This is a genomic window from Pseudonocardia sp. ZF1 (assembly GCF_056835605.1).
In genome coordinates, this window is record NZ_JAJNBY010000001.1 from 4,333,284 (window position 1) to 4,356,031 (window position 22,748).

Below are 22,748 nucleotides of genomic sequence, written 5' to 3' on the forward strand. Positions count from 1 at the left end.
ACGCACGACGGCGCCCCGGGAGTCGTGCTCCCGGGGCGCCGTTCGTGTGTCGGGGGTGTGGTCAGCGGCGGCGCAGCCACCGCCGCAGCGGGTTCGTCGAGGCCGGTTCGTCGGCCGGGCGGTAGCCCGCGCAGACACGCGTTCCGCAGCTGCCGCAGTCGGTGCCCGGGCGGTAGTGGTCGTGCAGGTCCTCCGGGTGACCGCAGGTGCACAGTCCCACCTGCGGGACGACGGGCGCGGGCGGGCCGGCCGGGGTCTTCGGCTCGGACGGTGTGCGCGGCCGGGGCAGCGCCGGGACGGGCTCCAGGCCCGTCGGCGGTGTCAGTACCGCGGCCGTGGGGGTGGCGGGGGTCCTGCGGTCGGTGCCGTCGTTCTCGTACGCCATGGTGACCTCCTTCGTGCCGGCGAACGGCAGCGCGGACGACCATCGCGTCATCGCACCGTGCCGTTGCGTCACCCAGTATGAGATCGGGTGGGGCGCGTGGGAATGGCTCGCGGCGACGAAAAGACCGTCCGTGGACGGAACGGCTGGTCGTGGACACGTCGCCACCCGATCAGCGGGCCACCGGAAGTGTGAGTACGGCAAGACAGCCGCGGGGTTCGTCCACCGTACGGAGCACCAGGGTGCCGCCGTGCTCCCGAGCGAGCTGGGCGCTGATGTGCAGCCCGAGCCCGGAGCCGCCGGCGGCCTCGTCGTGCCGCCCGCGGACGATCTCGAGCTGCTCCTGCCCGTCGGGCAGGCCGGGGCCGTGGTCGCGGACCTCGACGGCGACCAGACCCGGCTCGTCGGCGAGGCGGGCCCGCACCACCACCGGGGTCCGGGGCGCGTGCCGGTCGCAGTTGGCCAGCAGGTTCGTCACGACCTGGCGGGTGAGCGACTCGGGCGCGGCGACCGGGGGCAGGTCGTCCTGGGTGTCGAGGGTGATGCAGCGGCCGTCGCGCAGGTCCACCAGGGTGCGCAGGGCCTCCCCGACGTCGTGCTCGGCGGTGTCCCCGCCCGGCGACGGGACGACCGGGGCGTAGGCCGGGCCGTAGTCGAGCAGGGCGGCGTCGCGTTCGTCGACCATCGGGTCGGTCACCGTGTCCTCGACGGTGATCGGCGTCTGCAGCATCTGGCGGAGCCGGTTCAGCTCGGCCAGCACCGCCTCCCGCATCCGGGCGACCTGGGGGTCGTCGCCGGGGCGGGTCGTCAGCAGCTGCGCGGCCCCGGCCAGGCCCGCCAGGCCGTTGCGCAGCTCGTGGTCGCGCTCGGCGGTCTGGCCGGTGGCCCGTTCGAGCAGCGCCGACGCCTCGCCGAGGGTGTCCTGGAGCTGGTCGTAGTCGTCCTGCATCCGGGTCACCGCCCGCAGTGCCATGGTCAGCAGCGCGGTGAGCACCACGGCCATCCCGAGCACCCGCAGCGACGGGTAGACCAGGCCGGCCGTCGGCTCCCGGCCGGGCACGATCGCCCGGTACAGCTGGGACACCGCGACGATCAGCAGGCCGAGCCCCATCCGGGCCCGGATCCGGCTCGGGCGCCAGTAGCCGTCGAGCAGGAACAGCACCGCGACCAGCGCCCAGCCGCTCTGCACCACGATCGAGTAGAGGGGCGAGGTCGCCAGCATCCGGGTGAACGGGCTCTCCGCCTGCGAGGCGATGACCCCGCCGATGACGAGGGCGAGCGCGGCCAGCGCCCAGCCGCCCCAGGCCCCGAGCGCCCGTGGCGGCCGCAGTGCCGCGACCAGGATGCACAGGCTGATCACGAACATGGTCAGCACCGCCAGCCGCGGGGTGCCCGCCGGGTACTGCGGCAGGACCAGCGCGGACAGCGGGAGGAGCACGACGCCGTAGAGCAGGAGGGCCGCCCCGAACCACGACGGACGGGGGTCCCCGGACAGCCGCCCCGTCACCAGCGCGACGATCGCCGCCGCCGAGCCGACCGCGGCGGCGACGAGGGTGAGCACCGCCGTCGCGTCGGAGAGGTCGACCCGGCCGTCGACGACCGCGGGGCGGCTCACGGCGACCACGAGGACGGCCAGGACCGCGACGACCAGCATGTCGGTCAGATGTCCCACCAGGAACCGGGCCCGCCGCTGCGGGCCCAGGAGCACGCCGAGGAAACCGGACGCCACGTCCCCTCCGCTCCGAGATGTCGCCGGACTGATGAGAAAGCGATAATAGGACTCGTCATTCTCGGTGACGTTCGGTGGGCCGTGTTGTGGGCCGAACGGTCAGATACCCGCGGCCTTGCGGTAGAGGGCGACGGCCTCCAGCTGGGAACCGACCTCCAGCTTGGTCAGCACCGCGCGGATCTGCGTCCGGACCGTCGCCAGGGAGACGACGAAGTGGTCGGCCACCGACTGTGCACGCTTGCCGCCCGCCAGCAGGGCGAGGACCTCGCGCTCGCGCTGGGTCAGCCTGCCCAGCTTCTCGTGCAGGTCGCGACGCTCGTGCTCCCGGTCGCGGTGCAGCCGGATCAACTGCTCGCGGCGGCCCGGCGGCATGATCGAGCGCCCCGCGTGGGCCTCACGGATGGCGCTGAGCAGCGCCGGGAACGGCGCGTTCTTGGGGACGAACACGAACCCACCCGCGTCCAGGGCGGCGCCGACCCGGCCGGCGTCGGAGCTGCCGGACAGCACCACCACCCGCCAGCCCGCCTCGCAGAGCGGGCCGACGAGCCGCACCCCGTCGATGCGGTTGCCCTCCGGGTCACGCCCCAGGTCGAGGTCGAGCACGATCAGCCCGGGTGTGACGCGCCGGGCGTGCTCCAGCACCGCCGCGGCGGAGCGGACCGGCTGGAAGGTCGCGTCCTCGCCCTCGGCGCGCAGGTTGAGGGCGAGGGCGGACCCGACCAGCTCGTGGTCGTCGACGATCAGGATCGGACTGCCGGTGGGCCCGGTCACAGCTCCGTCCTCCCGCTGCACACCATGGGGGACACCTTAGAGCCGTTGGGCCGACCGTGGTGGCCCGCGAGTGGCGGACACGCGGGCGCCGTGGTGTCCACGGACGCGCCCGGGTGTCCGCCGGTGGTGTCCACCGGGTGGGGAAACCCCAGCTCAGGGTCGGCTGCCGGCCTGGTCCGCCAGCATCCTCAGTCCGGACAGGATTCCGCCGAACAGATCCCCCTCCTTGAAGGAGGCGACCATGCTCATGAGAGCGAGCTTGGCGCCGCGGTCCGGGAGCCGGACCTTCGCGTCGGCGCCGGTCACGATCTCCAGCAGCCGCTGCTCGGGGCTCACGGCGACGAGCACCGCGTCCTCGTGGTCGTCGACGCGTCCGTGCAGGTCGACCGCGGTGGCCCGCGCGTCGGCACCCAGGTCGCCCAGGTACAGCGCGAACCGCAGGCCGGTCTCGCGGCTGGCCAGGTACAGGGCCTCGTCCAGACGGGTCAGCTGCACCGGGGTGAACGGGTGCGCGGCCGCGGACGGCTCGACGAAGTTCTCGGCCACCGACAGGCGACCGGAGTTCGTGACGACCGACCCCTCGGGCAGGTCCTCCTCGTTGCCGGTGAAGACGGCGAGGTCACCACTTGCCACCGGTACCTCCTCGGGTGTCGCCGCCCTCGGACGGGGCGGTGTCGCCGTGTCCGGCGTGCGCGGCGTGGTGCCCCGCGGCGGACGGCTCGGCGATCCAGAACAGCGGCTCGTACGGCCAGGGGTCACCCGCGTTGTAGCGGGGGCGGTTGCTCCGGTTCCGCACCGCGATCCAGCCCCAGATCGCGAAGTACAGGACAGCCGGCGCGACCACGAAGACCAGCAGGGTTTCGACGACGGTCACGGGGCCAGAACCTAGCCGATCGCCGTGCCCGGCACCTGCTCAGGTGTCCGATCCGACAGCCGCCCGGACCGCACCGCGCGGACCAGCGCGTCATGATCGGCTTCGGTCTGGTCGGCGTAGGCCCTGGCGAACGTCGCGAGCGCCGCGGCCACCTTCCCGCCCTTCCCCAGGTAGCCGGCGATCATCGACGCCCCCGAGGTGCGGGCGTGCCCCTTGGCGAGCAGTCTGCCGCAGACGTCGGCGTAGTCGGCCAGCGCGGGGGCGTCGAGGGTGTCCGGGACGATCGCGCCCTTCATGTCACGGAACTGGCGGACGTAGTACTGGCGGCCGTTGATCGTCGTCCAGCCCAGGAGCGGGTCGGAGACGGTCTGCAGGGCCTGCTGGTACTCCACGACCCGCTGGCCCTGGTGGGCGTGCCAGGCCTCGCCGCCGTGCACGAACGGCGCGACGACCGACCGGCGCGCCTGCTTGAGCTGCAGGAACAGCACGTCGTCGGGGCTGGAGCCCTCGCAGAGCACGAGGTAGGCGCGCAGCCCGACCGAGCCGACCCCGACGACCTTGTGGGCGACGTCGACGGCGTGGTACCCGCCGAGGATCCGGCTCCAGTGCGGCGGCAGCGTCGCGAGGTACTCGTCGAGGGCGGCCAGGATGCGCGCGGTGTGCTCGTCGTCGGGGTGGGTGATCAGCGGCGGCTCGGTGACGATCCGCCGCGCCCCGCCCTCCTCGGTCACGAACCGGGGCAGCGCGCGGTCGCTGGTGCGCCGGCGCGCCCGTTCGGCGGCCTTGTCGATGACCCGGCGCGAGGTCTTGTGGTCGGCGTCCGAGCGCAGGGTGTCGATGTCCATGATGTCGAACGAGCGGGCGAGCAGCGGCTCGTCGGCGAGGTGGCGCAGGTGCTCGGCGTAGGAGGTCACGCAGCGGGCTACGGCCTCGCCGCACTGCTCCTCGGTCGCGCCGGAGTCCCGGCCGGCCACCCAGGTGGAGGACACCAGGCGTCGCAGGTCCCACTCCCAGGCGCCGGGGTGGGCCTCGTCGAAGTCGTTGAGGTCGAAGACCAGGTCACGCTCGGGCGAGGCGTAGAAGCCGAAGTTGCCCAAGTGGGCGTCGCCGCAGATGACGGGGTGCACGCCGGTCTCGGGCAGCACCGCGAAGTCCGCGGCGTGCAGGGCGGCGGCGCCGCGCAGGAACGCGTGCGGGGATGCGGTCATCCGCTGGATCCGCAGCGGGACGAGCTCGTGCACACGCCCGGCGTTCTGTGCCTCGACGACGTCGACCGGGTCGGCCCGGCGCAGCTGCGCGGACCACTCGGCGAGCCCGGACCGGGGCGCGACCTTCCGCAGCCCCTTGCCGATGCGGTAGCGCTCGGCGCGGGGCGTGGAGGCGCGCTGCAGCGAGCCGAACGCCGCGCGGTCCGATCCGGCGAGGACGGGGTGCGAGGTCACGCCTGCGTTCTACCGCACAGCGGGCCCCGGAGCCCGCGCGGCGGGCCGGCCTCAGACGTTGCGCCTGCCCAGCGCGCGGTAGGTCCAGCCCGCGGACTCCCACGCCTCGCGGTCCAGGGCGTTGCGGCCGTCGAGCACCCGGCGGGTCTTCACGACCTTCCCGAACGAGCCCGGGTCGAGCTCGCGGTACTGCTTCCACTCGGTCAGCAGCAGGACGGCGTCGGCGCCCTCGGCGGCCTCCTCCGGGGTGTCGACGCAGTCCAGCTGCGACCAGTGCCGCCGCACGTTGGGCAGCGCCTGCGGGTCGGTCACCCGGACGTTCGCGCCCTGCAGCTGCAGCTGCGCGGCCACGTTCAGCGCCGGGGAGTCGCGGATGTCGTCGGAGTCGGGCTTGAACGCCGCGCCCAGCACCGCGATCCGCTTGCCGAGCAGGGAGTCGTCGCACACCTGGCGGGCGAGCTCCACCATCCGGATCCGGCGCCGCATGTTGATGTTGTCGACCTCGCGCAGGAAGGTCAGCGCCTGATCGGCGCCCAGCTCGCCGGCGCGAGCCATGAACGCCCGGATGTCCTTGGGCAGGCAGCCGCCGCCGAAGCCGAGCCCGGCGTTGAGGAACTTGCGGCCGATCCGGTCGTCGTGGCCGATCGCGTCGGCGAGCTGCTTCACGTCGGCGCCGGTGGCCTCGCACAGCTCGGCCATCGCGTTGATGAAGGAGATCTTGGTGGCGAGGAAGGAGTTCGCGGCGGTCTTGACCATCTCCGCGGTGGCGTAGTCGGTGACGACCTTCGGCGTGCCGTCGGCGACGATCCGCGCGTAGACGGTGTCCAGGACCTTCTCCGCGTCCACCGCGGTGTCCGCGCCGGACAGCGACGGGACGCCGTAGACGAGCCGGTCCGGGTGCAGGGTGTCCTGCACCGCGTAGCCCTCGCGCAGGAACTCGGGGTTCCACGCCAGCGCGGCACCCGGCACGCGGGCGGCGACCTGCTCGGCCAGCCGGGCGGCCGTGCCCACCGGCACCGTGGACTTGCCGACGACCAGCTCGCCGGGCCCCAGCACCTCGATCAGCGACGCCGTCGCCGCCTCGACGTAGGTCAGGTCCGCGGCGTACTCGCCGCGCCGCTGCGGGGTGCCGACGCACACGAAGTGCACCGCGGCGCCCCGGGCGTCGGCCATGTCCGAGGAGAACGACAGCCGCCCCGAGTCCAGCGACCGGCGCAGCAGCTCCTCGAAGCCCGGCTCGAAGAACGGGACCCGGCCCGCGGCCAGCGACTCCGCCTTCGCGACGTCGACCTCGATACCGACGACCTCGTGGCCCAGCTCCGCCATCGAGGCCGCGTGCACGGCTCCGAGGTAGCCGCACCCGATGACCGACAGCTTCAGCGGGGTGGTGTTCTCCGACATGGCCGGAGGTTAGCTGCCGCCCCGGACGGGCCGTCGCAGACGTCGGGCAGTGTGCGTCCCGGTGACGCCGAGGTGTCGCGCCGGCACTAACGTCCTCGGCCGTGCGGACCCTGCTGCTGGCCGAGGAACTGCTCCTGCTGGGGCTCGACCGCTCGACCGGTCGGATCGGTGACCGGTTCGACGGGCGGGTCCTGCCCGTCGCGCTGGTGCGCGACCTGGTCGACGCCGGTGCACTGCACCTCGACGGCGGGGACGGCCCCGACGGCGGCGACACCGTGACGCCGTCGGGCGGGGAGCCCGACCACCCCGCGCTGGCCGCGGCGCTGGCCGCGGTGACCCGGGACGGCACCGACACCGGCTCGCACGCCGTCGCCGCCACCGCGGCACACCTCGCGCGGACCCCCGCGGGCTCGGCGGGCGGCGCCGTGGGGCAGCTGGTCGCCGACGGGGTCCTCGCCGCGCAGGAGTACCGCCGGTTCGGGCTGTTCCGCCGGGTGCTGCTCACCGAGCAGGACCCGGAGCCGGCCCGGGCGCTGCGCACCCGGCTGGCGTCGCTGCTTGTCACCGAGACGGCGCCGGGCGGGCACGACGGCCTGCTGCTCGCGCTGCTGGGGCTCACCGACCTCGCCGGTGACGTCCTGCCGCCGGAGATCGACGCGGAGACGCGCGGGGTCGCGCAGCACCGCGCGGCGCTCGTCGCGGAAGGGGCGGCGCGGGACCCGTTCGTCCGGGCCTACTTCGCGGTGCGGTCCGGGTGGGCCGGGAACTGAGCCGCTACCCGCGCAGCTCCGCCAGGCGGGCGCGGCAGCTCTCCCAGGTCGGCAGGGCGCCCGCGGCGAGGGCCTCGTCCAGGGTCGGCGCGCCGCGGTCCTTGTCGGACAGCACCGGCTCGACCCCCTCGGCCCAGGGCAGCGCGAGGGCCGGGTCCAGCGGGCTGATCCCGTGCTCGGCCGCCGGGGTGTACGACGTCGAGCACAGGTACCCGACGACGGTGGTGTCGGCGAGCGCCTGGAAGGCGTGCCCGAGCCCCTCGGACAGGTAGACCGCCCGCATCGAGGCGGCGTCGAGGTCGACGGCCTCGGCCCGCCCGAACGTCGGCGACCCGACCCGCAGGTCCACCACGACGTCGCGGACGGCGCCGGCGGCCACGTACAGGTACTTGGCCTGCCCGGGCGGCACGTCGGCGTAGTGCACGCCGCGCACGACCCCGCGCGCCGACACCGACTGGTTGGTCTGGGCGACGGTCAGGTCGAACCCGAGCGCGTCGCGGAACCCCGGCCCCTGGAAGGGCGCGGTGAACGAGCCGCGGTGGTCGGCGAAGGTGGTCGGCTCGAACAGCCAGGCGCCCTCGATCGACAGCGGGGTCGCCTTCACGCCCACCAGCTCCGGTGGTCGCGGTACCAGGCCACGGTGGCGGCCAGGCCCTCGTCGAAGGGCACCCGGGGGGCGTAGCCGAGCTCGTCGCGGATCTTCGACCAGTCCACGGAGTAGCGGCGGTCGTGCCCCTTGCGGTCGGCGACCCGCTCGATGCGGTCCTCCCCCACGCCGACGGCGGCGAGCAGCGCGCGGGTCAGGTCCAGGTTGGTCAGCTCGGTGCCGCCGCCGATGTTGTAGACCTCCCCGGCGCGGCCCGCCGTGGCGGCCAGGGCGATCCCGCGGCAGTGGTCGGAGACGTGCAGCCAGTCACGGACGTTGAGACCGTCGCCGTAGAGCGGGACGGTGCCGCCGTCGAGCAGCCGGGTGGTGAACAGCGGGACCACCTTCTCCGGGAACTGGTACGGCCCGTAGTTGTTCGAGCAGCGCGTGACCACCACGTCGAGGTCGTGGGTGCGGTGGTAGCTGCGCGCCAGCAGGTCGCTGCCCGCCTTCGCCGCGCTGTAGGGCGAGTTCGGCTCCAGCGGGTGGGTCTCGGGCCACGAGCCCGACGCGATCGAGCCGTACACCTCGTCGGTGGAGACGTGCACGAACCGGCCGACGCCCGCGTCCAGCGCGGCCTGCAGCAGGACCTGGGTGCCGACGACGTTGGTCGTCACGAAGTCCGCGGCGCCGGTGATGGAGCGGTCCACGTGGGTCTCGGCGGCGAAGTGCACGAGCAGGTCGGCACCGCCGTCGAGCACCTCGGCCACGCGCCCGGGGTCACGGATGTCGCCGCGCTCGACCGTCAGCCGCGGGTCGTCGGCGACGGGCGCGAGGTTCTCGGTCCGGCCGGCGTAGGTGAACGCGTCGAGCACGGTCACCCCGGCCCCGGCCAGCTCGGGGTGCTCCCCGCCCAGCACCTCCCGGACGAAACAGGACCCGATGAACCCGGCCCCGCCGGTCACCACGATGCGCACGTGCCCTCCCCGCTCACTCTCCGGCCCCGCCAGCGTGTCAGAGTCGGCCCCGACGATCGGGAGGTGGGCGCGTGCGCGCGTGCGTGCTGGGGGCGAACGGGCAGCTCGGGCGGGCGCTGGTCGCCGCACTGCCCGGCGCGGTGGCACTCGACCGTGCGGCGCTGGACATCGGCGACGCCGACGCCGTCGCCGCGTACGACTTCACCGGCGTCGACGTGCTGGTCAACGCGGCCGCCTACACCGCCGTCGACCGTGCGGAGACCGAACCGGGCGCGGCGTGGCGGGCGAACGCGGCGGGCCCCGCGCACCTGGCCGCGGCGGCCCGCGAGCACGGTTGCCTGCTGGTCCACGTCTCCACCGAGTACGTCTTCGACGGCACCGCGCCCGGCCCGGTGCCCGAGGACGCCCCGCCGTCCCCGCTCGGGGTGTACGGCGCGTCGAAGGCAGCCGGGGAGCTGGCGGTGCGGGCGGCGCTGCCGGAGCGGCACGTGATCGTGCGGACCAGCTGGGTCGTCGGCGACGGCGGCAACTTCGTCGCCACCATGGTGCGGCTGGCCCGCGACGGGGTCTGTCCCGCCGTCGTCGACGACCAGGTGGGGCGGCCGACGTTCGCCCCCGACCTGGCCGCGGCGCTGCTCGTGCTGGCCGGGTCCGGGCGGCACGGCACGTTCCACGTGACCGGCGACGGCGAGCCGGTCAGCTGGCACGGACTGGCCCGGGAGGTGTTCGCCCGCTGCGGCCGCGACCCCGGCGACGTCCGCCCGGTGTCGACCGCCGAGTACGGCGCGGACAGGCCGCACCTGGCACGCCGGCCGGCGAACTCGGTGCTCGACCTGTCCCGCGCGACCCGCGCCGGGGTGACGATGCCGCCGTGGCGCGACGGGCTCGGCGCCCACCTCGGGACCGTCCGGTGAAGGGCGTCATCCTGGCCGGTGGCACCGGCAGCCGGCTGTTCCCGCTGACCGCGGCGGTGTCCAAGCAGCTGCTGCCGGTCTACGACAAGCCGATGATCTACCACCCGCTGACCACGCTGATGCTGGCCGGGATCCGGGAGATCCTGCTCATCTCCACCCCGCACGACCTGCCCGGGTTCCAGCGCCTGCTCGGCGACGGCGGCCGGCTCGGCCTGCAGATCACCTACGCCGCCCAGGAGCACCCCAACGGCCTGGCCGAGGCGTTCGTCATCGGCGCCGACCACGTCCGCGGCGGGCCGTCGGCGCTCGTGCTGGGCGACAACATCTTCCACGGCGCCGGGTTCGGCGACCTGCTGCGCCGCCGCGCCGCCGAGGTCGCCTCCGGCGACGCGGGCTGCGTGCTGTTCGGCTACCCGGTGCGCGACCCGCGGCGCTACGGCGTGGGCGAGGCCGCCCCCGACGGCACCCTGCTCTCGATCGAGGAGAAGCCCGAGCACCCCCGCTCGGACCGCGCCATCACCGGTCTCTACTTCTACGACGACCGCGTCGTCGACATCGCCGCGCGCATCACCCCCTCGGCCCGCGGCGAGCTCGAGATCACCGACGTCAACCGCGCCTACCTCGAACAGGGCCGCGCCCGCCTGCAGGACCTCGGACGCGGCTTCGCCTGGCTCGACACCGGCACCCACGAGTCCCTGATGGAGGCCGGCCAGTACGTCCGCGTCCTGGAGAACCGCCAGGGCATCCGTATCGCCTGCGTCGAGGAGGTCGCCCTGCGGATGGGCTTCATCGACGCCGCCGCCTGCCACGCCCTCGGGGCGCAGCAGGCGGGCTCGGGCTACGGCGAGTACGTCATGGCCGTCGCGGATCAGTTCAGGTCGTAGCCCGGTACGGCGCCGCCGTCCTCGCCGCGGTGACAGCGACGGCGGGCCTCGTGGTCACCACCGACGGCGTGTCCGGGTCCTGACTCTCCGTGGTCGATCGACGGCATCGACCCGGGTTCCGTTGTGGCACTTGTCGTCACGCAGCGCTCGTCTTCTTGAGAAGACAACCAGGGCAAACGAGTGATGCGAATCCCACGTTCGCTGCTGTAACGCACGTAGCGTGCACGACGACCTCGCCACGTGTGCGGCCAGTTCTCAGGCAATACCTCTGAATGGGTTAATGCCGTGCGCCGTTCCGGCCCGCGCCTCGCGATTGGTGGTTACTCATCGTGACATCGCTCGCACCATCCACCGCAACGCTCCGTCGCACGAACGGGCGGCGCATCATGTGGATCTTCTTGTCGCAGTACACCTTCCGCGCGGCCGGCCGACTGTGAGCGCCGGACCGACGCAGGCCCGTCGCCCCGCACGCGCCACACCCCGTACCCATCACCGGCCCCTGCTCCGGCGGCCGGTCACGCCCCGGGGCCCCGGCCCGGTCGGACCACCCGCCCGGGCCGACACCTCCTCCGCCCCCGCGCCGGTGCGCAGGCTGGCCGCCCGGGTCAGCCTCGTCCGGACGGTGCTGGTGCTGACCGACGTCGTCGCCGTCGGGACCGCCGCGGTCGTGGTCGCGCCGACCGGGCACGACGGCGTCGTCGCCGCCTCCGCGCTGCTGCTCGCGGTGCGCTCGGCGGCGCGTCTGCACCGCTCCCGGCTGCGTCTGTCCTGGTTCGACGACCTGCCCCGCGAGCTGGCCGCCCTCGTCGTGACGATGGGGCTCGTGCTGGCCGGGGCGATGGCCCTGCAGCAGAACCTGGACACCCGCATCGACGTCGCCGGGCCGGTCGAGGTCGTGTTGCTGGCCACCCTCGTCGCCCTGACCCTGCGCGCCGCGGTGCTGTTCGCCGCCCGGCTGCTGCGGGTCCGGTGGGCCGTCGGCGAGCCCACGCTGATCGTCGGCACCGGATCGCGGGCGGTGGAGCTCGACGAGACCATGCGCGCCCACCCCGAGTACGGCCTGCGCCCACTCGGCCACGTCCTCTCCGAGGACCTCGACCTCCTGGTGGCGCGCGAGCGGGCGGCGCTGTCCGCGCGGATCCGGGACGCCGCCGCCCGGCACCGGGTGCGCGTCGTCGTGTTCGCCTGCCACGGCGTCGACGACGCCGCCGTCCTCGACGCTGCGATCGAGGCCCGCCGCGACGGGCTCGGCGTCCTGCTGCTGCCGTGGCTCTCGGAGCTGGTGCACGACCACTCCGGCGTCGAACGGCTGCGCAGCATCCCGCTGCTGCGGCTGCCCGCGGACCCGAGGAACCGGCTGTCCTGGCGGCTCAAGCGCCTGGGCGACGTCGTGGTGTCCGCGCTGGCCCTGGCGCTGGCCTCACCGCTGCTGGTCGCGGTCGCCCTCGCCGTGCTCGTCGAGAGCGGGCGGCCGGTCATCTTCCGTCAGGAACGCATCGGCCTGGACAACCGGCCCTTCACCGTCCTGAAGTTCCGCAGCATGCGCCCGGCCGACGAGCGCGAGCAGCAGACCCGGTGGTCCATCGCGGGCGACTCCCGGGTCGGCCCGGTCGGCAGGCTCATCCGCCGCACCTCGCTCGACGAGCTGCCCCAGCTCTGGAACATCCTGCGCGGGGACATGAGCCTGGTCGGGCCGCGCCCGGAGCGGCCGTCGTTCGTCGAACGCTTCTCCGCCGAGCACGAGCGCTACACCGCCCGCCACCGCGTCCCGGTCGGGCTCACCGGGCTCGCCCAGATCTCCGGGCTGCGCGGCGACACCTCGATCGCCGACCGGGTCCGGCACGACAACTACTACATCGCGAACTGGTCGCTCTGGCTCGACGCGCAGATCGTCGTGCGCACGGCGCGGGAGCTGGTCCGGCGCGGCCGGCACTGAGCGGCCGCGCCGGGCGGGTCAGCCGGCCTGGCGCTGCGCGAGCCCGAGGGCGTACTCGGGGTACCACTGCCCGGCGGCCGGCTCCCCCGGACGGCAGGCCCCGTCGGACTCGCCGGGGCGCTTGACCCACAGCAGTGCGTCGACGCGGTCGTCGCCGGTCTCGGTGGTCGGGTCCGCCCCGAGCCCGCGACCGGGCGGGTTGCAGAACGCGGGCACCCCGCCCAGCGACGCCTCGTCGGCGACCCCCCGGCCGTTGCGGCTGGTGTCGACGACGAAGTGCGCCCCGCCGAGGCGGTCGGAGAGCTGCCGCCCGAACGCGACGACCTCGGGGGTGGGGTAGAAGTTCGCGACGTTGAGGGCGAACCCGTCGGCGGCCCGGACCCCGGAGCGCTCCAGCGCGCCGGCGAGGGCGTCGACGTCGCTGATGAAGCCGGGGTTGCCCGCGTCGACGTAGACCCGGGCACCCGCGGTCTTGAACGCCGCGACCGCCTCGGACAGCAGCTGGTAGCGCTCGTCGCGCAGGTCGCCGTCGACGCAGCCGGACAGCTCGTGCGGCACCGCGTCGGGCTCCAGGACGACCGTGGCCGTCGTGCCGCCCAGCCCGCGGACGATCTCGGTGACCCAGTTTCGGTAGTAGCCGCCGTCCGGGGCGCCACCGCCGGAGAAGCTGCCGCAGTCGCGGTGCGGGATGTTGTAGGCGACCAGCAGCGGGCGCGCACCCGCCGCGGTGGCCCGGTCGACGTAGTCCTTCGTGTCGGCCTGGGCCGCGGCGACGTCGCCGCTCACCCAGTGCGGGAACGGCTGCGAGGCGATCTTCTCGATCTGGTCGGCGTCGGCGTCGCGGCCCTCGTCGCGCCACCGGACGACCTGGTCGGCCGCGGCGCTGCGCGGGTCCACGAACAGCCCTGTCGCGCTCGGCGGGGCGGACGCCGGGTCGCCCGGTGCGGGCGCGGTGGGCGCGCCCGCACCGCACGAGACGAGCGTCAGGGCGGCGGCCAGGGCACCGGAGGAGACTGCCAGCAGCGAGCGCACGATGCTGGAGTGTGTCACCTGAGGTGCACCCATGACGCCACGGACGGCACCCCGGCGTCGTCGACGAGGAAGAGCATGTACCAGCCGGGCGGCACCAGGGTCGGCTCGGCGGGTACGGCGAGGCGGAGCGAGCCGTCCGGGCCGCGGGCGATGTCGAGACGCACCGAGCGCTGGTCGACGTCGGTCGCGTGGGTGACGGCGCTGGGCCGGATCAGCCGGGCCTGGGTGACCCGGGCCGCGTCCGGGCTGGTCACGGTCATGGTGGTGCCGAGACCGGCCTCTTGCGGGGCCGCCGCGATCACCGGCTGCGGGCCGTGGAACAGGTACGGCGGGGTGTAGATCTCCAGCCGCTGCTCGAACGGGGCGGGCTTGGTGTTGTCCACGTTCTTGAACAGGGAGTTCCCGCCCGCGGTGAGCACCTGGCCGTTGGGCAGCAGCAGCGCCTCGGCGTGGTAGTCGCGCCCGACCGCGGGGTCGGCGACGGCGGAGAGCGTGTTCGTGCCCGGGTGGTACAGGTTGGCCTGCAGGATGTCGCTCGCGCCCTTGCCGCGGTAGTCCGCGGAGCCGCCGGTGATCAGCAGGTCGTCGGTGGGCAGCTGCACGACGCTCGGGTAGCGGGTGGGGGTGCGCAGGTCCGGGCCGGGGGTGAACGCGGGCGCCGGGGCGCGCAGGTCGATGGTGTCGATCCGCGCCGAGGACACCGGGGACTCCCCGACCCCGCCGCCTCCGACGACGACCATCCGCTGGTCCTGCACCGGCCCGGCCCAGGACGACCCGGAGGTCTCCATCAGCTCCGGCTCGCGCAGCCCCGGGACGGGGGCGAACGAGTTGTCCGCCAGGTTCCAGAACCCGGGGACGCGTCCGGCGTCGGCCGGGCCGTAGCCGGCGTTGGAGCCGGAGTAGAACAGCCGTCCCTCCTGCCGGGTCTGGAAGATCGCCGGGTAGGTCGGGAAGTAGCGGAACAGGTCGGGCCGGTCGGTCCAGCGCTTCGTCGCCGGGTCGTAGACCTCGTTCTGGCCGGGCAGGATCTGCCCGGTGCCGTCGAGACCGGAGATCGCGAGCACCCGGCCGTCGGGCAGCCCGGTGAGCGTGGGGTACCAGCGCTTCTGGGTCATGTCCCCGACGCGCACGTACTTCTCGGCGAACGGGTCGAACTCGTAGGAGTCGGCGATGCCCTGGAAGTCCTGCTTGTCCAGGGTCATCCGGTCGCCCATGCCGTAGACGTCCGCGGCGTCCGCGGGGTCCAGCGACGGGATCGCGTACTGGGCGGGCCGGTCGGTGACCCCGGCGGCGCCCTCCTCGGTGGACTCGACGAAGCCGATGGTCTCGCTGGCGGTGACGACGGTCCCGTCGCCCTCGCCGGTCTTGGTCGCGGCCATGACGTGGGCCGGACTGGTGAGGGTGTAGTCGCGTCCGTCGGGGTCGCGGAACACGGTGCCGGAGTCCAGGTGCAGCTCGCGGTCGGGGTTCTCGTTGCGGATCCGCATCGCGCCGGCGGCGCGGGTGACGAAGCCGTCGAGGACCTCGTAGCGCTGGGTGCCGCCGGCGACGAGGAGCTTCCCGTCGGGCAGGAAGGTGTGGCCGCCGCAGAACAGGTCCGACGGGGTGTCGATCTCCGTCGCGTCGCCGGTGGCCGGGTCGTAGACCAGGGTGCGGAAGGTGCCGGCGTCGAACTGCTTCTGGTCGTTGCCCGAGCCGGCGACGAGCAGGACCTTGCCGGTCGGCAGCATCGCGGCGTGGATGGCGTTGATCCGGACGTCCGCGGGCAGCTCGACGACGTCCCAGCGGCCGTTCGCGGCGGTGTACTCGGCGCTGTGCAGCCACGCCTCGTGGCGCACCTCGGCGATCCAGGCGAACGCGGGCGGGGCGTTCACCGCCAGCAGCACGGTGGGCACGCCGATCATCGCGATCAGCCTGCGGCGGCCGAGGACGGCGCGCGCCGCCCGGGAGAGCAGGCGCCTCACGCCACGGCTCCGATCTTCTCGTCACGGGGTTCGGGGATCACGGGCACGAGCTCGACGAGCTCGGCCGCGGACGCGATCCGGCCACGGGTGCGCAGCAGGCCACCCAGCCAGATCGCCATCGGGACCAGGGAGACGACCAGCGCGAGCGCCGGCCACATGAGGACGTCGAGGTTGGCGTAGCCGAACGCGAACGACGCCGCGATCGCCGCCGCCAGGAACCCCGACCAGCGCAGGTGCCGGGCGAAGGTGACGACGCGGTCCGGGCTCGCCGCCTCCGCCTTCGGGGTGACGACGAACGTCGCCGGGCGCCGGAGCACCGTCGCGACCAGCGAGGACGCGTAGATCGGCGCGGAGAGCACCGACATCGCCATCCCCGTCAGCCCGGTCGAGTTCTCGTGCTCGTAGGGGCTGACGTTGTAGCGGCGGTTGCGGATGTAGACCCACAGCTGGAACGCGGTCGCGTCGACGTAGAGCGCGAGCCACAGCGCGGGCGGGACGACGATGCCCGACACCCCGGACGCCAGGTAGAGCGAGGCGTTGACGGCGCCGAGGATCCAGCCGATCGCCATCGACGGGTAGAACGCGGTGATCAGCAGGTAGTGCAGCGCCCGCGGCGGGGACAGCCGGCGCAGCCGCTTCAGGAAGATGCCCTGCAGGATCACGAAGGTGCCGCGCGACCAGCGTAGCTGCTGGGAGAAGAAGTCCGTCCAGGACGACGGCCCCTCCCCCACCGCGACGACGTCCGGTGTGTACACCGAGCGCCAGCGCTGCCCGGTCCACGGGTTGCGCCGGGCGTGCAGAGCCAGCCCGGTCGCCATGTCCTCGGTGATCGAGTCGTGCAGCCCGCCGACGGCGAGCAGCGCGTCGATCCGCACGGCGTTGTTGGTGCCGACGAGCATCGGGATGCCGTAGGCGTTCGCGGCCCGCTGGATCAGCGAGTGGAACGGGAACTGCTGGGACTCCGCGGCGGTGGTGACGAAGTTGTCGCAGTTGGCGTAGCACTGCGGCCCGACGACGAACGCGACGTCGGGGTCGCGGAAGTAGCCGAGCATCCGCTCGGCGTAGTTCGCGAGCGGCACGTGGTCGGGGTCGACGGACAGGAACACGTCGTAGCGGTGGCCCTCCGCGTGCACCCAGGCGTTGTAGTTGCCGTGCTTGGTGCGCGCCTTGAAGAAGCCCGACGGCTCGTTGTAGGCGGCGACGCCCTTGCGGGAGAAGTGCCGGACACCGATCTCGGCGCACATCCGCCGGACCTCGCGGTCGTCGCCCTCGTCGAGCAGCCAGACGTCGAAGGTGCCCTCGTGCCGGATCCGCCGCGCGGCCTCCAGCGTCGCGCGGACCATCTCGATCGGCTCCGAGCCGGGGACGATCGTGGTCAGGAACGCGACGCGCAGCGCCGGGTCCGGCCGGACCGGGACCGGGTCGCGGGCGAGCACCGAGGCCAGCGACAGCGAGAACACGTTGACCAGCCGCATCGTCTCGACCAGCGCGATGGAGCCGATGACGAAGACGTTCGCGGCCTGGATCCACCAGCGCTCGTCGACGTCGGGATGGTGGGAGGGCTGGAGCAGCCAGACCACGAACAGCACCTCGAAGGCGACGTTCGCGCCGATGATGGCCAGGGTGCCCGCCCAGCGGCGGCCCTGACCGTCGTGCAGGTTGCGGTACCGCACCCGGTACGTCTCGCCTGCCGGCGGCGGCTCGGTGACCTCGCCGGAGATGCGGCTGAAGTCGTGCAGCGACCGGGCCCCCACGGCGGGCGCCCGGTTCTGCGGGGTGCCGGACGCGACGCTCGCGGTCACCGGCGTACCTCCCAGATCTCGGTCGGGAACGTGCGATGGGCACGCCGGAGGGAGGGCTCGGCGCGTGTCCCGGCCGGCCCCCTGGAGGCGTGATCGTTCCCGTGTGGAGCGTCCATCGACGCGTCTCGACACCCTGTTACGACGCGTGGCGGCCGGACTGGGCCGTCCGCGCCGGCCGCCCGGGACCCGCCGTGATCGTGTCGTGATCGAGAGATGCGGTGAGCAGGGGAAACCCCGCCGTGGATGATCTTTTCGGCCGCACGGCCCTGGGCCGAACAGCCTAGTTCATCGTTACGCGATGTGTCGGATCATCGATTCTGATGATCCATCGCGAACTCCGCCGAGGTCCCCAGTTCTGATGACGGGAGGGACCGGCCGGGGGGGGTCAGAAGGGCAGGTGCCCGGACAGCACGACGGCCGTCGCGACCGCCGCGGTGAGCACGAGCAGGAGCGCGGCGACCGCGGTCCGGCGGGTGCCCGTCGTCGCGGGACCGGCCGCCGGAGCGACGCCCGGTGGCGACCAGAGCGGCCGGCCCGTCCGGCGCCCGGCGGGCCAGGGTCCGGCGCCGTCGCGTTCCCGGCGGGCCGCGACCGTGAGGGCCTCGGCCCGGTCCGCCGTCGCCGGGTCGATCCGGTCCGGTGCGGTGAGTGCGGCGACCAGGTCCCGGATCCCGACGGCGTCGCCGGGCAGGGCACGGCCGCGGACGACGTCGCGGACCCGCGCGGTCGAGGTCCGCAGCCGGCGCGCGAGCACACGCTCCGACGGGCAGCCGTGGTGCACGTGGACGTCGTCGAGCAGGTCGAGCAGGTCCCGGTGCGGGCCGTGCTCGGGCCAGGACGTCCGGTCGAAGCGGCGCAACGGCACCCGTTGCCTCCTCACGCAGGATGATCGTTCGATCACCTGTCGCATCCGGCGGCGTCGGCGTTACTCAATTCTGATGAGACGCCGCGATCGTCACTCCTGATGACAACCCTTCGCATGGATTACGGCGAACGGCGCAACTTGCGCGCCGGTGAGGGAGCGGTCGCTAACGGTAGGCGTCCGCCTGTCGAATGCAGGAGCAGCGAACGGTGCACTCCGGGCACCGAGCGGGCGACGACGCCGACCCCAGCGGTCCGTGGCCCCTTCTCCCCGTCCCTAGGAGCACGTAGCCCTGTGAGCACCGACCACGACGTCTCCCGCCTGCCCGAGCGGACCGTCCCGAGCCCGCGGGTCGCCACACCGGCCGGGGGCGGGCGTGACCCGTTGCCCGGCACCCCGCGGTGGCAGCGCCGGTTCACCGCACTCGTGGTCCTCGGTGACCTCGCGACGGTCGCGCTCCTGACGGCGGTCGCGGTGCTGGTCGGGCTGACCGGCCTCGAGGCGGCCGACCGGGCGCGCATCGGCTCGGGTCTGATCGCCGCCGGCCTGCTGGCGGTGGCCCTGCCGGTCTCGCGGGCCTGGGACGGCCGGGTGCTGGGGACCGGGTCCGCGGAGTTCGTCCGTCTCGGGCGGGCCGTGGTCCTCACCGACGTCGTGCTGGCCCTGGGCGGTCTGGCGCTGATGGTCGACTCGTCGCGGGAGTGGGTCTTCCTGCTCGTCCCGGGCACCGGCGTGGCGCTGCTGGGGGTGCGGTTCGCGCTGCGCAAGATGCTGCACGTGCAGCGCGGCCGGGGCCGGGGTCTGGCCCCGGTGCTGGCGGTCGGCGAGGAGGCGTGCGTGGCGGACCTGATCCGCCGCACCCGTCGCGACCCGTACTTCGGCTGGCGGGTCACCGGGGTGTGCACCCCGACCGGCACCGGCACCGGCGGCGGCTACGTCGTCGACGGCGTCCCCGTGCTGGGCGACCTCGACGCGGTGACCGGTCTGGCCCGCGACGGCGGGCACCGGGTCGTCGCGATCTGCCGCTCGCCCGGCTGGGGCCCGACGCGGCTGCACCGCCTCGCCTGGGACCTCGAGGGCTCCGAGACCGAGCTCGCCGTCGACCCGGGCCTCATGGAGATCGCCGGGCCGCGCATGCACATCACGCCGGTCGACGGGATGCCGCTGCTGCGGCTGTCCGAGCCGCGGTTCTCCGGCGCGTCGAAGATCGTGAAGTACGTCGCGGACCGCGCGGTCGCCGCGCTGCTGATGCTTCTGGTGGGGCCGTTGTTCCTGGTCCTGGCGGCCGCGGTGAAGCTCGGCGACGGCGGCCCGGTGTTCTTCCGCCAGGAGCGCGTCGGCACGCACGGGCGCACCTTCGGGATGCTGAAGTTCCGGTCGATGTGCGTCGACGCCGAGGCGCGGCTGGCGTCGCTGGCCAACGACCACGGCGACGGCCCGCTGTTCAAGATGCGTCGCGACCCGCGCGTCACCCGGGTGGGGGCGTTCCTGCGGAAGTACTCGCTCGACGAGCTGCCGCAGCTCCTCAACGTGCTCGGCGGGTCGATGAGCCTGGTCGGGCCGCGCCCGCCGCTGCCCCGCGAGGTCGCCACCTACGGCGACGACGCGCGCCGCCGCCTGCTCGTCAAGCCCGGCATGACCGGCCTGTGGCAGGTCAGCGGACGCAGCTCGCTGACCTGGGAGGAGTCGGTCCGCCTCGACCTGCGCTACGTCGAGAACTGGACCCCCGCACTGGACCTGCTGATTCTGTGGAAGACCGTCGGCGCGGTGCTCCGCAGCCGCGGCGCCTACTGACCCGGCGCCGCGGCCCGCGGGCCGCTCAGGCGAACAGCTTCTCCTGCTCCTCGCGGAGCGCGTCGACGAGCCGGCCCGGGGGCAGGGTGACGTCGTCGTAGGTGAGCACGGCGTCCTTCGCGACGTCGCGCACCAGCGTGCACCCCTCGGCCACGCCCATCGGCAGCAGCCGCTCCGCGCGCGTGACCGGCGAGGACTCGGCGACGCCGTAGGTGTCGTAGCCGCCCAGCCCGTCGACCGTGTGTCCTGCCTTCAGGTCCTGCTTGGCGGTGGCGACGACGTCGACCCGCTGCCCGGCGGGTGGGCTCAGCGCGGCGTCGGCGAAGTCGACGGCCCGCACGATGGTGTTCGGGACCTCGAAGTGGCACAGGTGGTACGGGGTGTAGAAGCTGTACAGCGGGCCCTCGCCGAGCTTGTACAGGTTCAGGTAGTGGCGCTGCTTCGGGTCGTCGTGGGTGCCGAGCACGTAGATGCCCGGGCCCGGCTTGGCGCCGACCACGTAGTCGACGACGCCGCCCAGCTCGCGCAGCTCGTCGACGTCGTAGGTCTGCGTCAGCTCGTCGACGTGCCCGGCGTGGTCGCGGCCGTACATGCCGCGCTGGCCGACGGTGAAGCCGAACGCGTTGGCCACGATCGCCTGCTCGAACGACACCTTGGTGCCGTCGGCGAAGCTGGTGACCATGTAGGGGTCCTGCCCCCACTTCTCCGCGAACGCCTGCTGGGTGGTGGGGGTGCGATACTCGTCCTGCAGGCCCTTGATGTTGCCGGCGACGAGCGGGGTGACCCCGATGCCGCGCACGAAGCGCAGCAGGTTGGCCTGGACGCCGGGCTGGTCGCCGTCGGCACCGGTCAGGACGACCCCGGCGGCGCGGGCGCGGTGCGCGAGCAGCGGGCCGACGGTGCCGTCGAGCTCGGCGTTCATCGTGACGACGGGCAGCCCGCGCTCGATCGCGGCGACGGTGACCCGGGCGCCGAACTCGACGGCGCCGGTGACGTCGACGAGCACGTCGATGTTCTCCGCGGCGAGCAGCGCGAACGCGTCCCCGAGCACGGCCGGGACGCCCTTCGCGACCATCGCCTCGACCTGCGCGGTCGTCGACACCTCGACCGGCTCCAGACCGGCCTCGGTGTAGGCGCGCACGGCGGTGGCGACGGTGCGGTTGGCGATCGCGACGACGTCCATCCCGGGGGTGGAGTTCACGATCTGGTTGACCAGGCCGCGGCCCATGAACCCGGCGCCGACCAGGCCGACCCGGATCGGGCGGTTCTCGGCGGCGCGCTTCGCGAGGGCGGTGTCGAGGATCAGCATCAGCGGGCTCCGGTGACCGACGGGAAGTCGGCGTTGTCGGCCAGCAGCGGCCAGTTCGCGTCCTTGTCCGAGACGTGGTCGACCGCGTGCGGCCACTCGACGTCCAGGGCCGGGTCGTTCCAGCGCAGGCCGCGCTCGGCGCCCGGGGTGTAGGGCGTCGAGACCTGGTAGATCGTCGTCGCGTCGGGGGTGAGGGTGAGGTAGGCGTGCGCGAAGTTCCGCGGCACGTACATCGCCCGGTAGTTGTCCTGGGACAGCTCGGCACCGAACCACTGCAGGTAGGTGTCGGAGTCCGGGCGCAGGTCGACGATCACGTCGAAGATCGCGCCGCGGACGCAGCGGATGACCTTGACCTCGGCGTTGGGCTCCAGCTGGTAGTGGAAGCCGCGCAGGGTGCCCGCCTCGTGGTTGTACGAGAGGTTGCACTGGGTGATCGTCGGGTCCAGCCCGGCGTCGCGGAACTCCTGCTCGCAGAAGGCACGGGCGAAGAAGCCGCGGTCGTCCTCGAGTCGCTTCAGGTCGATGAGAGCCGATCCGGGGAGCGGGGTCTGGTGAATCTCCACGCCCGGCATCATCGGCCAGAGCTGATCGACCGTTATCGGGTACCCCCGCGCGGGTGGCGCACACGACTCCGGCTGTGACGGGGTGTGTGCCACTCGCGGCACGGGGTGACCGAGACGGGGTCAGACGGAGCCGGGCGCCACCGGGTGGATGTAGGTGCCGGGGCGGGTCGCGCCGTCCTGACGGGAGACCGGGCCCTGGTCCCACTTCAGCGTCGTCGACGTCGTCTCGTCCGGCGCGGTCACGACGATGTCGGTCGGCGTCCAGCTGTCCCCGGGCAGCCAGGTGATCACGGTGTGCGCGGTCCCGCCCGGCTTGACGACGACCGCGGTGGGCTCCTCCCCCGCCCGGGGCAGCGAGTAGGACGGCCCGAACTGCGGGTCGTCCGGGCCGCGCAGGTCGACGCCGCCGAACCCGGTCATCGTGCAGGGCGCGTCGGAGGTGTTGCGCCAGACGACCGTCGTGTCTTTCTGGTTGTCGCCGAGGGTGGTGCCGAGGCTCGCCCGGAGCGACGCCGAGGTGCAGCGGTCGACGCGCGCGGCATCGGGCCGGCCCGTATCCGGGCCCGCGGCCTGCGCGGACGTGGTGGTGGTGGGCGCGGCGGCCGGCGCCGTGGACAGCGCGGCGGGCGTGCTGCCGCCACCGCCGCAGCCGGCGCAGAGCAGAAGGATAAGACCGGCGGCGAGCGTGATACGGCGCGACGTCATGCGCGACACCGTGCTCCGGCCCGCCGCATCCTGCTGTGTGGCACAGGAACG

The 22,748-nt window shown here is 73.7% G+C and carries 21 protein-coding genes; 5 read left to right on the forward strand and 16 right to left on the reverse strand.

Going from position 1 to position 22,748, the window contains the following annotated elements; all coding sequences use genetic code 11:
• Positions 1-61 precede the first annotated feature (61 nt).
• From ZF1_RS20895 to ZF1_RS20925, 7 genes are all read right to left on the reverse strand, one after another.
• Positions 62-436, reverse strand: a complete 375-nt coding sequence (locus tag ZF1_RS20895; RefSeq protein ID WP_482638134.1) for a hypothetical protein — start codon at positions 434-436, stop codon at positions 62-64.
• Between the two features lie 118 nt (positions 437-554).
• A complete protein-coding gene (locus tag ZF1_RS20900) occupies positions 555-2,111 on the reverse strand; it encodes a sensor histidine kinase (protein ID WP_476652314.1) in 1,557 nt (518 codons plus the stop codon).
• Between the two features lie 99 nt (positions 2,112-2,210).
• Complete coding sequence (locus ZF1_RS20905) at positions 2,211-2,882, reverse strand: response regulator transcription factor (RefSeq protein ID WP_405415678.1); 672 nt, start codon at positions 2,880-2,882, stop codon at positions 2,211-2,213.
• A gap of 153 nt (positions 2,883-3,035) precedes the next feature.
• Entirely contained in the window at positions 3,036-3,515 is a 480-nt protein-coding gene (locus ZF1_RS20910; RefSeq protein ID WP_208819790.1) for a DUF5130 family protein, read from the reverse strand.
• Positions 3,502-3,756 carry an aa3-type cytochrome oxidase subunit CtaJ gene (gene ctaJ, locus ZF1_RS20915; protein WP_062397046.1) on the reverse strand — a complete coding sequence of 85 codons (255 nt, stop codon included), beginning with the start codon at positions 3,754-3,756 and terminating at the stop codon, positions 3,502-3,504. Before ctaJ ends, ZF1_RS20910 begins: the two co-directional genes overlap by 14 nt.
• An 11-nt stretch (positions 3,757-3,767) precedes the next feature.
• The gene (locus ZF1_RS20920) at positions 3,768-5,198 is read right to left on the reverse strand and encodes a DUF2252 domain-containing protein (RefSeq protein ID WP_251783882.1); all 1,431 of its coding nucleotides are present in this window, start codon (positions 5,196-5,198) and stop codon (positions 3,768-3,770) included.
• A 51-nt stretch (positions 5,199-5,249) separates the two neighbouring features.
• Positions 5,250-6,599 carry a UDP-glucose dehydrogenase family protein gene (locus ZF1_RS20925; protein ID WP_208622966.1) on the reverse strand — a complete coding sequence of 450 codons (1,350 nt, stop codon included), beginning with the start codon at positions 6,597-6,599 and terminating at the stop codon, positions 5,250-5,252.
• Between the two features lie 101 nt (positions 6,600-6,700).
• Between ZF1_RS20925 and ZF1_RS20930 the strand changes: the two genes are divergently transcribed.
• Entirely contained in the window at positions 6,701-7,369 is a 669-nt protein-coding gene (locus ZF1_RS20930; protein WP_073575552.1) for a GPP34 family phosphoprotein, read from the forward strand.
• A gap of 4 nt (positions 7,370-7,373) precedes the next feature.
• Here ZF1_RS20930 and ZF1_RS20935 read toward each other — a convergent pair whose 3' ends face one another.
• Both ZF1_RS20935 and rfbB read right to left on the reverse strand, forming a co-directional pair.
• Positions 7,374-7,973, reverse strand: coding sequence for a dTDP-4-dehydrorhamnose 3,5-epimerase family protein (locus tag ZF1_RS20935; RefSeq protein ID WP_357440809.1), 600 nt, complete (start codon positions 7,971-7,973; stop codon positions 7,374-7,376).
• Entirely contained in the window at positions 7,970-8,932 is a 963-nt protein-coding gene (rfbB, locus tag ZF1_RS20940; RefSeq protein ID WP_482638135.1) for a dTDP-glucose 4,6-dehydratase, read from the reverse strand. The genes ZF1_RS20935 and rfbB overlap by 4 nt, the downstream gene beginning before the upstream one ends.
• A 71-nt stretch (positions 8,933-9,003) precedes the next feature.
• Here rfbB and rfbD point away from each other — a divergent pair, with 71 nt between their 5' ends.
• The 3 genes from rfbD to ZF1_RS20955 all read left to right on the forward strand — a co-directional run bounded on the left by rfbD (position 9,004) and on the right by ZF1_RS20955 (position 12,666).
• Positions 9,004-9,846, forward strand: coding sequence for a dTDP-4-dehydrorhamnose reductase (gene rfbD / locus ZF1_RS20945; protein ID WP_357440814.1), 843 nt, complete (start codon positions 9,004-9,006; stop codon positions 9,844-9,846).
• Positions 9,843-10,730 (forward strand): glucose-1-phosphate thymidylyltransferase RfbA, encoded by an 888-nt coding sequence (rfbA, locus tag ZF1_RS20950; RefSeq protein ID WP_208819772.1) that lies wholly within the window; start codon positions 9,843-9,845, stop codon positions 10,728-10,730. Before rfbD ends, rfbA begins: the two co-directional genes overlap by 4 nt.
• A 583-nt stretch (positions 10,731-11,313) precedes the next feature.
• Positions 11,314-12,666: an exopolysaccharide biosynthesis polyprenyl glycosylphosphotransferase gene (locus ZF1_RS20955; RefSeq protein ID WP_482638136.1), complete on the forward strand. Its 1,353-nt coding sequence runs from the start codon at positions 11,314-11,316 to the stop codon at positions 12,664-12,666.
• A gap of 18 nt (positions 12,667-12,684) precedes the next feature.
• Here the strand turns inward: ZF1_RS20955 and ZF1_RS20960 are convergent, their stop codons facing one another.
• The 4 genes from ZF1_RS20960 to ZF1_RS20975 all read right to left on the reverse strand — a co-directional run bounded on the left by ZF1_RS20960 (position 12,685) and on the right by ZF1_RS20975 (position 18,329).
• The gene (locus tag ZF1_RS20960) at positions 12,685-13,698 is read right to left on the reverse strand and encodes a glycoside hydrolase family 6 protein (protein ID WP_482638137.1); all 1,014 of its coding nucleotides are present in this window, start codon (positions 13,696-13,698) and stop codon (positions 12,685-12,687) included.
• Positions 13,699-13,712: 14 nt separating this feature from the next.
• The gene (glxA, locus tag ZF1_RS20965) at positions 13,713-15,662 is read right to left on the reverse strand and encodes a radical copper oxidase GlxA (protein WP_482638138.1); all 1,950 of its coding nucleotides are present in this window, start codon (positions 15,660-15,662) and stop codon (positions 13,713-13,715) included.
• Entirely contained in the window at positions 15,659-17,464 is a 1,806-nt protein-coding gene (locus tag ZF1_RS20970; RefSeq protein WP_482638139.1) for a glycosyltransferase family 2 protein, read from the reverse strand. The genes glxA and ZF1_RS20970 overlap by 4 nt, the downstream gene beginning before the upstream one ends.
• A gap of 385 nt (positions 17,465-17,849) precedes the next feature.
• The gene (locus ZF1_RS20975; RefSeq protein ID WP_482638140.1) at positions 17,850-18,329 is read right to left on the reverse strand and encodes a hypothetical protein; all 480 of its coding nucleotides are present in this window, start codon (positions 18,327-18,329) and stop codon (positions 17,850-17,852) included.
• Between the two features lie 291 nt (positions 18,330-18,620).
• Between ZF1_RS20975 and ZF1_RS20980 the strand changes: the two genes are divergently transcribed.
• Complete coding sequence (locus tag ZF1_RS20980; RefSeq protein ID WP_482638141.1) at positions 18,621-20,120, forward strand: sugar transferase; 1,500 nt, start codon at positions 18,621-18,623, stop codon at positions 20,118-20,120.
• A 25-nt stretch (positions 20,121-20,145) separates the two neighbouring features.
• On the opposite strand, the gene ZF1_RS20985 is transcribed toward ZF1_RS20980, so the two are convergent.
• The 3 genes from ZF1_RS20985 to ZF1_RS20995 all read right to left on the reverse strand — a co-directional run bounded on the left by ZF1_RS20985 (position 20,146) and on the right by ZF1_RS20995 (position 22,697).
• Complete coding sequence (locus tag ZF1_RS20985; protein WP_482638142.1) at positions 20,146-21,429, reverse strand: NAD(P)H-dependent oxidoreductase; 1,284 nt, start codon at positions 21,427-21,429, stop codon at positions 20,146-20,148.
• Complete coding sequence (rfbC, locus tag ZF1_RS20990) at positions 21,429-21,992, reverse strand: dTDP-4-dehydrorhamnose 3,5-epimerase (protein WP_345644287.1); 564 nt, start codon at positions 21,990-21,992, stop codon at positions 21,429-21,431. Before rfbC ends, ZF1_RS20985 begins: the two co-directional genes overlap by 1 nt.
• A gap of 120 nt (positions 21,993-22,112) precedes the next feature.
• The gene (locus ZF1_RS20995; RefSeq protein ID WP_482638143.1) at positions 22,113-22,697 is read right to left on the reverse strand and encodes a DUF4232 domain-containing protein; all 585 of its coding nucleotides are present in this window, start codon (positions 22,695-22,697) and stop codon (positions 22,113-22,115) included.
• Positions 22,698-22,748: the final 51 nt, after the last annotated feature.

What these genes read in the sequence shown, in the direction of transcription:
- ZF1_RS20995 (WP_482638143.1), bottom strand. Translation starts at nt 22,697, where the DNA reads ATGACGTCGCGCCGTATCACGCTCGCCGCCGGTCTTATCCTTCTGCTC.
- ZF1_RS20895 (WP_482638134.1), bottom strand. Translation starts at nt 436, where the DNA reads ATGACGCGATGGTCGTCCGCGCTGCCGTTCGCCGGCACGAAGGAGGTC.
- ZF1_RS20985 (WP_482638142.1), bottom strand. Translation starts at nt 21,429, where the DNA reads ATGCTGATCCTCGACACCGCCCTCGCGAAGCGCGCCGCCGAGAACCGC.
- ZF1_RS20925 (WP_208622966.1), bottom strand. Translation starts at nt 6,599, where the DNA reads ATGTCGGAGAACACCACCCCGCTGAAGCTGTCGGTCATCGGGTGCGGC.